Source organism: Clostridia bacterium, from assembly GCA_017410375.1.
Classification (GTDB): domain Bacteria; phylum Bacillota; class Clostridia; order RGIG6154; family RGIG6154; genus RGIG6154.
The window spans coordinates 13,579-26,597 of sequence record JAFQQW010000050.1 but is presented as its reverse complement, the minus strand read 5'-3'; the positions used below and the strand labels follow the sequence as shown (position 1 = coordinate 26,597).

The 13,019-nt window shown below is 44.1% G+C and carries 12 protein-coding genes; all 12 read right to left on the bottom strand.

Annotation, left to right across the window (positions count from 1 at the left end):
• Nucleotides 1–63: 63 nt before the first annotated feature.
• The 12 genes from IJE10_06945 to IJE10_06890 all read right to left on the bottom strand — a co-directional run bounded on the left by IJE10_06945 (nucleotide 64) and on the right by IJE10_06890 (nucleotide 12,968).
• Entirely contained in the window at nucleotides 64–2,052 is a 1,989-nt protein-coding gene (locus tag IJE10_06945; protein MBQ2967834.1) for a bifunctional 4-hydroxy-3-methylbut-2-enyl diphosphate reductase/30S ribosomal protein S1, read from the bottom strand.
• Entirely contained in the window at nucleotides 2,049–2,639 is a 591-nt protein-coding gene (locus tag IJE10_06940) for a 1-acyl-sn-glycerol-3-phosphate acyltransferase (GenBank protein ID MBQ2967833.1), read from the bottom strand. Before IJE10_06940 ends, IJE10_06945 begins: the two co-directional genes overlap by 4 nt.
• Entirely contained in the window at nucleotides 2,636–3,316 is a 681-nt protein-coding gene (locus tag IJE10_06935; protein ID MBQ2967832.1) for a (d)CMP kinase, read from the bottom strand. The genes IJE10_06940 and IJE10_06935 overlap by 4 nt, the downstream gene beginning before the upstream one ends.
• Before the next feature lie 2 nt (nucleotides 3,317–3,318).
• Nucleotides 3,319–4,560 (bottom strand): NAD(P)/FAD-dependent oxidoreductase, encoded by a 1,242-nt coding sequence (locus IJE10_06930; protein ID MBQ2967831.1) that lies wholly within the window; start codon nucleotides 4,558–4,560, stop codon nucleotides 3,319–3,321.
• Nucleotides 4,561–5,424, bottom strand: coding sequence for a MurR/RpiR family transcriptional regulator (locus IJE10_06925; protein MBQ2967830.1), 864 nt, complete (start codon nucleotides 5,422–5,424; stop codon nucleotides 4,561–4,563).
• A 94-nt stretch (nucleotides 5,425–5,518) separates the two neighbouring features.
• On the bottom strand, nucleotides 5,519–6,922 hold the full coding sequence (locus IJE10_06920; GenBank protein ID MBQ2967829.1) for an oxaloacetate decarboxylase subunit alpha: 1,404 nt from the start codon (nucleotides 6,920–6,922) through the stop codon (nucleotides 5,519–5,521).
• A 21-nt stretch (nucleotides 6,923–6,943) separates the two neighbouring features.
• Nucleotides 6,944–8,086 carry a sodium ion-translocating decarboxylase subunit beta gene (locus tag IJE10_06915; GenBank protein ID MBQ2967828.1) on the bottom strand — a complete coding sequence of 381 codons (1,143 nt, stop codon included), beginning with the start codon at nucleotides 8,084–8,086 and terminating at the stop codon, nucleotides 6,944–6,946.
• 27 nt (nucleotides 8,087–8,113) lie between these two features.
• Nucleotides 8,114–8,473 carry a biotin/lipoyl-binding protein gene (locus IJE10_06910; protein ID MBQ2967827.1) on the bottom strand — a complete coding sequence of 120 codons (360 nt, stop codon included), beginning with the start codon at nucleotides 8,471–8,473 and terminating at the stop codon, nucleotides 8,114–8,116.
• Between the two features lie 27 nt (nucleotides 8,474–8,500).
• The gene (locus IJE10_06905; protein MBQ2967826.1) at nucleotides 8,501–8,806 is read right to left on the bottom strand and encodes an OadG family protein; all 306 of its coding nucleotides are present in this window, start codon (nucleotides 8,804–8,806) and stop codon (nucleotides 8,501–8,503) included.
• Between the two features lie 23 nt (nucleotides 8,807–8,829).
• A complete protein-coding gene (locus IJE10_06900) occupies nucleotides 8,830–10,302 on the bottom strand; it encodes a methylmalonyl-CoA carboxyltransferase (GenBank protein MBQ2967825.1) in 1,473 nt (490 codons plus the stop codon).
• Between the two features lie 183 nt (nucleotides 10,303–10,485).
• On the bottom strand, nucleotides 10,486–11,205 hold the full coding sequence (locus IJE10_06895) for an rRNA pseudouridine synthase (GenBank protein MBQ2967824.1): 720 nt from the start codon (nucleotides 11,203–11,205) through the stop codon (nucleotides 10,486–10,488).
• A gap of 368 nt (nucleotides 11,206–11,573) precedes the next feature.
• A complete protein-coding gene (locus IJE10_06890; GenBank protein MBQ2967823.1) occupies nucleotides 11,574–12,968 on the bottom strand; it encodes a hypothetical protein in 1,395 nt (464 codons plus the stop codon).
• Between the last annotated feature and the right edge of the window lie 51 nt (nucleotides 12,969–13,019).

The window sequence follows — 13,019 nt, the reverse complement described above, 5'->3', positions numbered from 1 at the left end:
TCCGCCTAATGACTACAAAAGGAGTGAGTATAGCTACCCACCCCGTTATGTAGTCTTTTGTTATTATTCTTCGGTTGCTTCTTCTGCAACTTCTGCAGCAGCTTCTTCAACAACTTCTGTTGCTTCTTCTGCCACTTCTTCAACGGCTTCTTCCTGAGCGGGTTCTTCAAGAGCACGCATGCTGAGGCCGATTTTCTGTGTTTCCCAGTTTGCTTCTACAACCTTTGCTTCCACTTCCTGGCCAACAGCTAAAACATCTTCGGGCTTTGCGATGTGCTTGTTTGCAATCTGAGAGATATGAATCAAGCCGTCAACGCCGGGGATAATTTCAGCAAATGCACCAAAGGGAACAATGCGAACGATTTTACATTTGATAACATCGTCAGCTTTAATCATGGACTGTACCTTTGTCCAGGGGTTTTCTTCCAAGGATTTGTGACCCAAGGAAACCTTGTTGTTTTCTTTGTCAAGTTCCAAAATAACAACTTCCATGATGTCGCCCGGTTTTACAACTTCTGCAGGGTTCTTGATGTGGAGCCAGGAAAGCTCGGTAACATGAACCAAACCGTCAACACCGCCAACATCTACGAATGCACCGAAGTTTGTTACGGATTTAACAACACCCTTGATCTTCTGACCAACTTCTGCAGATGCCCAGAAAGCTTCTGCCTTTTCTTTTCTTGCTGCAACAGCTAAGGTTTTAACAGAACCAACAATCTTACGGCGTCTTCTGTCGTAGTTGATGATTTTGAAGGTTGCATCTGTACCGAGCAGGGAATCTAAATCTTCGGTATATCTTTCTGCAGCCTGAGATGCAGGAATGAATACTTTAGAACCAAACGCATATGCTACAACGCCGCCCTTAACCACTTCAACAATTTTGGAAGTGATAGGTGTGCCGTTTTCATAAGCTTCTTCCAACTGCTTCTGACCTGCCAAAGATTCAAGCTTCTTCATGGACAAGGTTACATAACCGTCAACATCGTTTACACGAACAACAAAAGCTTCGATTTCCTGACCAACAGACAAAATGGAATTTACATCTGCATTCGGGTCGCAGGAAACTTCGCTAACCGGAATAACGCCGTCGGATTTTGCATCTAAGTTTACGTAAACTTCAGTAGGTGTGATTCTGATAACTGTACCTTTTACGATATCTCGATTATTCAAAGGCTTTAAAGTCTTCTCGAGCTCCTCCTCAAAATTAATAATTGTTTTTTCTTCTACCATGGTAATGACCTCCTTTATTATGCTCGCAGGCGTAGATGCACCTGCGGTAACACCAATCGAATGGTACTTCGAAAAATCCACATCGGAAATTTCATCCGCACGTTCAATTAAATATATGTTTCCGCAATACTTTCCGGCAACCTGTGCAAGCCTTTTGGTGTTCGAGCTTTCCCGTCCGCCCACCACGATAACTGCATCGGATTCCTTTGAAACCGCCTCCGCTTCAGCTTGTCTTTTGTGCGTTGCGTTACATATCGTATCTATTATAACACACTTTGATTCAATTTTCAATATTTTCTTTTTAATTTCTTGCCATTTTTTTTGTTCAAATGTGGTTTGTGCCACAACACAGACTTTCTCATCGGGAAAAATCGCTTCGCTGACCTCTGTTTCGTCGCAAATAACCGTCGCATTTTCGCACCAGCCTAAGATACCCTGCACCTCCGGATGGTTTTCATCCCCAACAATCACAATGCGATACCCTTTTTGAGAATAGCTTTCCACCGTGTTGTGGATTTTTTTCACAAAGGGACAGGTTGCATCCACAATTTCGCAGTTTCTTGCTCTTAAAACCTCTACCTGCTGTCTGGATATACCGTGGGAACGGATAACAACCTTACTTCCCTCGGGTGCGTCCTCTGCGCAGTCTATAACCGCTACCCCTTTTTCCCGCAACTGCAAAACAACAGCAGGGTTATGAATAATAGGACCTAAGGTATACATACCTTTTTGATTTTCTTTTTCCGCTTCGGTAAGCGCCAAAGTCACCGCACGGTCTACGCCATAGCAAAAGCCTGCGGTTTCAGCTAAACGTATCTTCACTTTTGTTCTTCCTCCCAAAGAGCGCGGATTTCATGCATCAGGTCAGCCGCAAGTGCCTGACGCTCTTCATTGCTGAGCTTTTTCCGTTCTTCGTTAAAGTGATACATCTTGCCGAATTTAACGGTGGTTTTATGGAATAATTTATAATCCGAAATAATTGCCGCAGGTAAAATCGGCACATGTGCCATATTTGCAACCACAATTGCGCCAGCCTTTGCCGCATCGTCGTCCATATCGTCGGTACGGGTGCCCTGCGGAAAAATACCCAAAACATCGCCTCTTTTTAATGTCGCAACCGCTGTTTTAATTGCATTCAAATCCGACTGATTCCGTTTAACAGGAAACGCACCAAGCTTTTTTAAAAGCCAGCCGAGGGGCTTGAAACGGAACAGCTCTTCCTTTGCCATAAAGCAAATCGGCTTGGGCGATGCCACATACAGCGCCACCACGTCCCAGTTACTTTTATGGTTTGCACAAAGTACAAAGGGACTGTCTTTCTCAAAGTTTTCCAAGCCTTCGATTTTAAGCGGATAAAACAGCTTATAAAACGGTTTTATAATTGCACGGATGACTACACCTAATTTCATGCCTTTTTCTCCTCATTCATTTTTTTGTGTACCAGCTCTGCCATTTGCTTTACCGACTGTTCAAGTGTATTGCCGGTGGTATCCATCAGCTCTGCATCTTCTGCCGGCTTTAAGGGTGCAAAATCTCTGGAGCTGTCGTTTTTGTCACGGAATTTCATGTCTTTCAGCACCTCTTCATAGGTGGTTTTTGTTCCCTTTTGCTGTAATTCTTCAAAACGACGCTGTGCCCGGTCTTCTACCGATGCGGTCAGGAAAATTTTCACCTCTGCATCCGGCAAAACGTATGTACCGATGTCTCTGCCGTCCATAATCACATTATTTTTGTTGGCAAGCATGCGCTGTAAATCCACAAGCTTCAAACGAACTGCAGGCAAAACCGCCACATTGGATGCCGCAATAGATACCTCAGGCTTTCTGATTTCCTCCGACACATCCTCACCATTTAAGAAAATGTGCTGTGTGCCGTCAATGTGACGGATGGAAAGCTGTACCTCATCAAGCATTGCCGCCACCTTTTCCGGCTCGTTCGGAATATCAATCCCTTTGCGCAACGCATAAAGACCGATAGAACGGTACATTGCACCGGTATCGATATAGATAAATCCCAGATTTTTTGCCAGGGTTTTGGCAAGGGTGCTTTTACCCGCACCGGAAGGGCCGTCAATTGCAATTTGCATAATCAAAACTCCTCTTTTTTCTCTGCCATGCTCTCTCCGCAAAGCCGTGCGGTGGCATAAGCAATTTGTAAATTAAATCCGCCCGTAAAAGCGTCCACATCCAAAACCTCGCCCACAAAATACAGTCCCTGTACCTTTTTGGATTCCATGGTGGACGGATTGACTTCTTTCACCGAAACACCGCCCGAGGTGATAATCGCCTCATCAATGGGACGAAGTTTATAGCACTCTATTTCAAAGCTTTTGAGCACTGTAATCAGCTTTATTCGTTCTTCTTTCGTTACACTGTGTACGGGCTTTCTTTCATCCAATTCCGCCTTTTGCAAAACCGCCGGAATCATCTTTTTCGGCAACAGCTCCTGCAAAGCATTGATAAGCTGTTTGTTGGAAAATTTAGCAAAATCCCGCAATACCCTTGCGTCCAGCTGTTCTGCAGAAAGTGCGGGCTTTAGGTCAATCACAATTTTCCAACTCTCACTTTGGGGCACAAACGAGCTTAAAGACAAAATCACGGGACCTGTCACACCGAAATGAGCAAACAGCATTTCGCCAAATTCTTCGCCAAGCTTTTTGCCCTGCCCGTCCTGCAAGGTAACCGCTACATTTTTAAGTGTCAATCCCTGTAAAGCTTTGCAGGCGGTATCTTTGGATTCCATAGGTACCAATGCGCCTTTTGGCTCTACAATGGTGTGTCCTACTTTTTGCGCAAAACGATAGCCGTCTCCGGTCGAGCCGGTTAAAGGATAGGATTTACCGCCGGTGGCAACCACCGCAAAATTACAATCAAACTTGCCTTTGTCGGTCAGAACACCCGTAACCTTTCCTTCGTCATACAAAATATCTTTTACTTTGCATTGCACATAATCACACTTTCCACTTTTTACATAGCGAAAAAGAGCTTCTGCCACATCATGCGCCCGGTCGGAAACCGGGAAAACTCTTTGTCCTCGCTCTACCTTACAAGGTACACCAAACGCCTCAAAAAACGAAATGGCATCCTGCCCGGTAAAATTGTAAAGTGCGCTGTATAAAAATTTAGGATTGCGCGGAATATTCTGAAAAAATTCAGAAATGTCTGCGTTATTGGTGATATTACATCTGCCCTTGCCTGTAATCCGCAGTTTTCTGCCCGGCAGATTGTTTTTTTCAAGCAACAAAACCGAAAGTCCCAGCTCTGCTGCTCTGCCTGCCGCCATCATACCGGCAGGTCCGGCACCGATGACGATTGCATCATACTTTTTCATTTAGTTCTCCTGATTATACACATTGTATTCTGCCCAGATTTGCTCTAATTCGCCCAATGTGTTGGTAATTTCCTCTTTTTTGCGTACGCCAATGGCAACAATCAGGGCATTGACAAGACTTAAAGGTGCCACCAGAGAGTCTACAAAAGACACCATATCTGTTTTGGCAAACAGCGCGATGTCCGAGCGCTCTGCGATGGGAGACTGCTCTGTATCGGTAATACCGATAACCGTTGCGCCCTTGCGCTTTGCGTATTCGAGCACCTTAATGGTTCGTCTGGAATAACGGGGAAAGCTTACGCCGATGACCACATCGCCCTCTCCCACACGCAGAATCTGTTCAAACATTTCGCTTGCTGAGGAAGTGTTTACAATACGCACATCCGGGAAAAGCAGGTTGAAATAAAATCCGATAAAGCCGGAAATGGCGGATGCGGAGCGCACCCCTAATATATAAAGCTTTTTTGCGTTCATAATTTCTTCTACAGCTCTGTCAAACGCCTTTTTGTCGATGTTTTCCAGAGTGGAACGCATTTTGCTGATATCCGAGTTGATAACCTTGGACAAAATGTCTTCGTTTGCCATTTTGTCGTGGGCGATTTCGATTCTCTGCAAGGAAGTCAGACGGTTTTTTACAATTTCGCCCAATGCCGCCTGCAATTCGGGATAGCCTTCATAGCCGAGCACGTTGGAAAAACGCACAACGGTCGATTCGCTGACCCCAACCTCTTTGCCAAGCTTGGATGCGGTCATAAATGCCGCTTTGTCATACTGATTTAAGATAAAATCTGCAATTTTCTTTTGTCCTTTACTGTAGGACTTATAGGATTCTTCAATTACGGTTAACAAATTATCGTTATTCACGGTAAAAGCCTCTCTTTTTACAACATTTGGAATTTGCACACTTACGGCAAAGCAGGGTGCAAGAAAAATTTCTTGCACCCGCTATTAAATGCTTTTACAAAACCGGATGGGTTTTCTGCTGTGTATCTTTTAAGTTCGGATCGGTTTTCAAAGTCTTAGCCTTGCGGTTTTCAAAGAATTTGAGTGCAACCTGTTCAAACAGAGCATAAGTCAGCACATCTTCATCCTGCTGGATGTATTCCTTGATTTCGTCACGCAGTCTCTTAAGCTCGGGATTAATTTTATCTGCAGGACGGCAAGTAATTCTTTCTTCATTACCGATGATTTTTTCTACGATTTCCGGCTTAATGTCTACCGGAGTTTTACCGTATTCCCCGCGAACGATTGCCTTGGATTCTTTGGAAATCATCTTATAGCGCTCGCCCATCAATACGTTTAATACTGCCTGGGTACCAACAATCTGGCTGGAAGGGGTAACGAGGGGCGGGAAACCGAAGTCTTCGCGCACACGCGGAACTTCTTTTAACACTTCATCAAACTTGTCTTCCTTGCCCTGTTCCTTAAGCTGAGAAACAAGGTTAGAAAGCATTCCGCCGGGAACCTGATACAAAAGTGTATTGATGTCAACACCCATAACTTTCGGGTTAAGAGTTCCGCTTGCTAAGTATTTTTCACGCAAGGGTTTAAAGTAATCTGCCAAATCAGAAAGTGCAGCCAATTTCAAGCCTGTGTCATACTGTGTACCCTGAAGTGTAGCAACCAAGGGTTCGGTTGCAGGCTGAGAAGTACCCATAGAGAAGGGCGAAAGAGCAGTATCTACCACGTCTACCCCTGCTTCAATTGCCTTAAGGTAGGTCATAGAAGCAACGCCTGCGGTATAATGGGTATGCAACTGAATCGGGATTTTAACATTCTTCTTCAATGCAGAAATCAAGTCATATGCCACATAAGGTGTGAGCAAGCCTGCCATATCCTTTACGCAGATGGAGTCTGCACCAATGTTTTCCAACTGTTTTGCTAAAGTTACAAAGGATTCAATGTTGTGCACAGGGCTGATGGTGTAGCAAACGGTGCCCTGTACATGACCCTTTTCTTTTTTACAAGCCTTGATGGCAGTTTCCAAGTTGCGAACATCGTTAAGCGCATCAAAGATACGGATGATGTCGATACCGTTTGCCACAGACTTCTGTACAAAATATTCAACCACATCATCTGCATAATGGCGGTAGCCTAAGATATTCTGACCGCGGAACAACATCTGCAGAGGGGTGTTTTTTGCTTTGTCTTTAATTTTTCTTAATCTTTCCCAGGGATCTTCATTTAAGAAACGCAGGCAGGAATCAAAGGTTGCACCGCCCCATGCTTCTAAAGAATGATAACCGATTTTGTCCATTTTTTCGATAATGGGCAACATTTCTTCGGTGGTCATACGGGTAGCAATCAGCGACTGATGTGCGTCTCTTAATATGGTCTCTGTAATACCAACTTTATTTGCCATTTTCATTTACCTCCATTTAAATTACATACCGCCGTACAGCGCCATGAATACACCTGCCGCAACGGCAGAACCGATAACACCGGCTACGTTCGGACCCATAGCATGCATGAGCAGGAAGTTGGACGGATTTTCTTCCTGACCAACCTTTTGCGATACACGTGCTGCCATAGGAACGGCAGATACACCTGCAGAACCGATAAGCGGATTGATTTTACCGCCCGAAAGCTTGCACATCAGCTTACCGAACAAGGTACCACAAGCAGTACTAATACTGAATGCAACAAGGCCGAGCACTAAAATACCTAATGTATCCGGCTTTAAGAACACATCGCCCGAAGCAGTAGCACCAACGGTGATACCCAAGAAGATGGTTACAATGTTCATCAATTCGTTCTGGGCGGTTTTGGAAAGTCTGTCCACAACCCCCGATTCTTTCATGAGGTTACCAAGCATCAGCATACCTACCAAGGATGCCGCATCCGGCAAAATCAAAGACACGATTACGGTAATAGCAATCGGGAAAATGATTTTTTCGGTTTTGCTTACGGGACGGAGCTGTTCCATAACAATTGCTCTTTCCTTTTTGGTGGTCAGCGCTTTCATAATAGGCGGCTGGATAATCGGAACCAGCGCCATATACGAATATGCCGCAACCGCGATAGGTCCAAGCAAATGCGGTGCCAGCTTAGATGTTACAAAAATAGCTGTAGGACCGTCTGCACCACCGATGATACCGATGGAAGCCGCTTCTTTTACACCAAAATCAATACCCGGAATCATCCCTAAGAACAGTGCACCGATAAAGGTAATAAAGATACCAATCTGTGATGCCGCACCAAGAAGAATGCTTTTAGGATTTGCAATCAGGGGACCAAAGTCGGTCATCGCACCAACACCTAAGAAAATCAGGGGTGGGTAAATACCCATCTTTACACCTCTGTACAGATAGTACAGCAAGCCACCTTCGTCATTGGAGCCAAGACCTGCCAACGGCAAATTTGCCAGAAGCATACCGAAAGCAATGGATAAAAGCAACAACGGTTCGTATTCTTTTACAATTGCAAGATAAAGCAATAAAAAGGATACCAGAATCATGACAATCTGTTGCAATGAAATTGCAGAGAAACCGGTGCTACTTAAAAAATTCTGAATAGCATCTATCATTTATTTTCTCATTCCTTTACATGTAAATTAGCCTAAAACCACCAATGCGTCGCCTGTGTTTACAGATGCGCCTTTATTTGCAAGCACTGCGGTTACTTTGCCGTCAGCAGGAGCCATGATTTCGTTTTCCATTTTCATAGCTTCCAAAAGAACCAGAACCTGACCCTTGGTAACGGTGTCGCCAACTGCTACCTTTACGTCAGCAATGGTGCCGGGCATGGGGGCATTTACTTTTGTACCGCCTGCAGGTGCTGCTGCAGGCGCAGGAGCTGCTGCGGGTGCTGCTGCAGGAGCTGCTGCTACAGGAGCAGATGCTGTAGCACCGCCGATTTCTTCTACTTCTACTTCATAGGAAGTACCATTTACATTTATCATAAATTTTCTCATGACTAAAATTCCTTTCTTAACTTAAAATTAGTTTGTTCTTCTGAAAGATTTGATTTTAAAGCTTGTGGCAGGGGCACCTTGTGCTTCCAGCATGCATGCAACCGCGGCAGTCAAAACTGCAATCAACTGTGTATCATTCTGCGGAGCAGATGTTTGTGCTACAGCTTCAGTTTTTGTTTCCTCTACCTTTTTCGGTTTAGGCTGACGGTCGAAAATAAGCTTCATGACAACCAAAAGTCCCCAAAGGAAAATCAGAATAGCAAAAACTGTTAAAATACCGATAACCGTACCGGTAAACATATGGGATGCTCTTTCTGCAAAAGTTAATTCCATAAACTATTCCTCCGTTTCAAAGCTTATTCCATATCCATCTTAGAGGCAAGCATATCTAAGGTTGTAACCAAGATCGGACGAAGCTCTGCAGGATCTACCACATCATCAACCAATCCCTTTGCCGCTGCAACATACGGATTGTTGTAAACATCTCTGTACTTGTCTTCTGCCATTTTTCTGCCTGTATAAGGATCCTTTGCACCCTTGATGGTATCTGCAAAGAAGATATCCGCACCACCTGCAGGATTGATGACCGAAATTTCTGCATTCGGGAGCGCAAACGCCACATCCGAGCCCAGTGCACCGTTACCCATGGTAAGGTACGCACTGCCGTAAGCTTTACCTGCAATGACGGTTATCTTCGGCACGCCTGCACTCTTATAAACAGCATTTAAGGAAACTGCACCATCGATAATTGCCTTTGCATTTTCGGGCTTGAATTCGTAGCCCTTGGTATTTACCAAAGTCACAACCGGAATATTCAACCCATCACATGCATTTACAAATTCTTCCATTTTAGCCATGGATTCAGCGGTAAGTGCACCCTCGTTCACTTCGGGGTTGTTGGCAACCATACCAACTGCTTTACCGTCCATGCGTGCAAAGCCGATAACCGCTTCTTTTGCATATTCGCTCTTAAGTTCTAAGAAAGAACCTGCGTCTGCAATGTCAGCTAAAACTGCCTTTGCATCATATACATTGCTTTCAGCCATAGCCGCAGCAACTGCACAGCCACGGTTTACATCATCTTCGTTAACTTCTACAAAAGCTTCGGTTAAGAGGTTGTCCGGTAAAAATGCCAAAACATCCTTTGCCAGAGCCAATGCATCTTTATCGGTATCTGCGATTAAATGTGCAGTACCGTCTTTTAATGCAGACTTTGCATCGCCAAAGCTTTCGTCGGTAATACCAAAGCACTGACCTGCCTGCAGGTACATCTTTGCACCCTTGTCCGCCATGATCACAATATCACTGATTTGAGCAATCATTGCAGAGATACCTGTGCAGTAGCCTGCAACTACGGTAATCTGCGGAACAGAGCTTCTGATTTCCATAGCCTTGGTCATGATGTCGCCGTATGCTTCCAAAAGCTCAATGCCTTCTTCCAGCACACCGCCGCCACAATCAGCAATGCCAATCAGTACTGCGCCTGCTTTTTTTGCCATTTCCATAATACGTACAATCTTCTTTGCGTGCATTACACTTACTGCACCGTTTAAAACAGTTGCATCCTGTGCATACGCAAACACCAGTCTGCCGTCTACAGAGCCGTAACCGGTGATTACACCTTCGGTAGAAGCATCCAGAGCATCTGCAATGTTTGCAGTTTTAGCACGAACCAACGCGCCAACTTCCACGAATGTGCCTTCGTCGAAAAGCTCCGCAATTCTCTGTCTTGCAGTAAGCTTTCCTGCCTGCTTCTGCTCAGTTCCGTCTGTCTTCTTCGCTTTTGCCTTGATGGAACGAAGCAGTTCAATCTTACTTTTTTCTGCCATTTTCTTCCTCCGTTTCTACTGCAACGCAGTAACAGCATTTTAAAACACATAAAGGCCGAAAAAATCCCGAAGCAACCCGAATTTTTTCAGCAAATTTAACATTTTATGTAAGCAGAATTTGAAAAAAGTCCCAAATTACCGCTTATTTCTATTATTCTGCAAAAAATTCTTTTTTCCTCTTTTTTATTTACTTTTTAAAGAATTTATTTCATTAGGGTTCATATGTCGCCATTTTCCGTAGGGCAAGTTCCCCAAATGTACCTCACCGATGCTGATACGCTTTAAAGCAAGCACCGGATGCCCCACCGCTTCCATCATACGACGCACCTGACGGTTTCTGCCCTCTGTAATAGAGATTTCCACAAGCGTTGTGCCGTTGTTATAGATGGTGTCTACTCTTACCTTTGCAGGCTGTGTCATGCCATCCTCAAGCTTTACGCCTTTTTTCAGCTGTGCCAGTTGTTCTTTGGTAAATTCTCCACCCTTGACATGGGCAAGATAAGTCTTTTGGATTTTATTTTTGGGATGGGTAATGCCGTTGGCAAAGTCCCCGTCATTGGTAAAGAGCAACAAGCCTTCGGTATTATAGTCAAGCCTTCCCACGGGATACAGACGTGCAGGCACGTCTTTTACATATTCCATAACGGTGGGTCTGTCAAACTCATCCTGCACGGTGGTTACACAACCCTCGGGCTTGTAGAGCATAATATAATATTTTTTGGTAACTGCCTTGACTTTTTCACCGCGGCAATAGATTTCATCTGTTTCGGGGTCAACCTTTTCACCAAGATGTGCCACCTTGCCGTTCACCTTGACCTGACCTGCTTCAATCCATTCTTCCGCTTTACGGCGTGAGGCTAAACCGGCTTCTGCAATCACCTTTTGTAATCTGACTTTTTCCATGTCCTTCACCTTTCAAACTTAATCACTTTAGTATACCATAAATTGAAATCCTTTTCAAGTGTTTTTACAAACAAAAAAGTCTCCCTTTGGGAGACTTCAGCGTGTCGATAAACCTATCGACACGCTGTAGACTTAAGAAAAAGGAAGTTATATTTTGTCAATTTGAATTCGTCGGCGTACAAAGGTACGGTAGAGTTCAAATTGGCAAAAAGCAAACAATGGAGCGGAATCCTCGATGGATTCCGCTCCATTCAACATCTGTTCAACCCAGAGATTCTTCGCTTTGCTCAGAATGACAAAAAGTTCTTTGTTTGCGGTAGAACGACTTTTTCGACAGTCTGAAGTCTCCCTTGGGGAGACTTTTAAGCTTAATAACTATTTGTGTAAATATCGTATCTGTACACTTTTTCGATCAGATTGTATTCTGCATAGAAATAATCCCAGCCTAAGATTTCTTCGATAAAGGATTTAGAAACGTAGGTTACGCCGTTTTCAATCACAGCAGGACCCGAAATGGTATGTGCAATGCCATCGGTGTATACCGTGTTTTCGCCAACCGTGAACTTTACTTCCTTATAGCTTGGGAAGTAATCGCAGGCAGCGGTAATCACACCGTTGTCATACCCAATCTGTACATTTTCTTCAAAGGCTTCCTTCATAATCTGGCGGAATGGTGCATATACCTCACCGTTTACAACAGGCAGATACTCTGTATAGTTATCCAGATTCCAGATGGGATACTCTTTTTCTTCCTCATAAATTTCGTAATCCTCGTATGCTTCATAGAGAATTGTACCGTCAAAAGAATTTTCTTCGGTCAGTTCAGGAAATTCCACAACCGTCGTGCCGATATCGGAAATGGTACCATTTCCCTCAATCTGTATGTCCAGTGTAAACGGTGATTCTGTTCCTGCAAGCTCAGTAAGATCCAGTGAAATATCTATTGCTTCATATACATCCTTAGGCTTTCCGTTTTCTAAGCTGTACTTGCACACAATTCCGTCCTCACCTAAAATGCGGAAGTCCATTTCTTTAAATTCATCCAGGAACTCTTGAATTTCCATTTGTGTTTCCACATCCGCACCAAGCTGTACTGCGAGCAAATTCAAAACCTCAGCCACAATTGCTTTTATACCTGCATCGTCAATGCGGATAACGCATTCGGAATCGGTTAAGTCAATTGTCGCGTATTTTTCCAAAAGCGCTGCGCCCTTTGCAACAAGACCGGTAAGAAAATCTTTGTCCAATACCGTGCTCAAAGCCAGCACCATTGCCTGCTTATCCTCCTGCGAGAACTGTGCCGCGATGTCTACATACTCATATTTGTTATGTATGGGTGATTTCTGAATCACTTTAAAAACAGGATTTTCTGCATCCGAAATATCAAGCATTATCCAGCTCTGAGCTTTTAAATTTGCGTTTGCACTCATATTCGGATTCAGCGAAACAGCAAGATTTACATCCGACGCGGTATGCATTTTAACCGTTTTAAAGTCGTTTGAAATATCCACTTTCGCTGTCGTGCTTCCCCCATAGGTAAAGTCAGACAAAAGGCTTCTGATATCCACATGTTTTTCTATCTCTTCTAGCACGCCTGCCTCTTCCAGCACATTCATCAAGCCGTCCACATTTTCAAGCTTAAAGGTTATGGAAGCGTTGCTTGTGTAATTGGTGTACAGCTCTGACAAAAATGCAGGTGCCGCACCTGCGGTTACCGAAAACAGCATCATAAGTGCCACCAACAATGCAATAAATCTTTTCATATAAATCCCTCCTTGTTTTTCTGTATTTTTATTATAACATACGCTGAAATA

Bases quoted from the DNA above. Each gene is read 5' to 3' on its own strand.
- IJE10_06940 (MBQ2967833.1), bottom strand. From the start codon at position 2,639: ATGAAATTAGGTGTAGTCATCCGTGCAATTATAAAACCGTTTTATAAG.
- IJE10_06935 (MBQ2967832.1), bottom strand. From the start codon at position 3,316: ATGCAAATTGCAATTGACGGCCCTTCCGGTGCGGGTAAAAGCACCCTT.
- IJE10_06930 (MBQ2967831.1), bottom strand. From the start codon at position 4,560: ATGAAAAAGTATGATGCAATCGTCATCGGTGCCGGACCTGCCGGTATG.
- IJE10_06920 (MBQ2967829.1), bottom strand. From the start codon at position 6,922: ATGGCAAATAAAGTTGGTATTACAGAGACCATATTAAGAGACGCACAT.
- IJE10_06915 (MBQ2967828.1), bottom strand. From the start codon at position 8,086: ATGATAGATGCTATTCAGAATTTTTTAAGTAGCACCGGTTTCTCTGCA.
- IJE10_06910 (MBQ2967827.1), bottom strand. From the start codon at position 8,473: ATGAGAAAATTTATGATAAATGTAAATGGTACTTCCTATGAAGTAGAA.
- IJE10_06905 (MBQ2967826.1), bottom strand. From the start codon at position 8,806: ATGGAATTAACTTTTGCAGAAAGAGCATCCCATATGTTTACCGGTACG.
- IJE10_06900 (MBQ2967825.1), bottom strand. From the start codon at position 10,302: ATGGCAGAAAAAAGTAAGATTGAACTGCTTCGTTCCATCAAGGCAAAA.
- IJE10_06895 (MBQ2967824.1), bottom strand. From the start codon at position 11,205: ATGGAAAAAGTCAGATTACAAAAGGTGATTGCAGAAGCCGGTTTAGCC.
- IJE10_06890 (MBQ2967823.1), bottom strand. From the start codon at position 12,968: ATGAAAAGATTTATTGCATTGTTGGTGGCACTTATGATGCTGTTTTCG.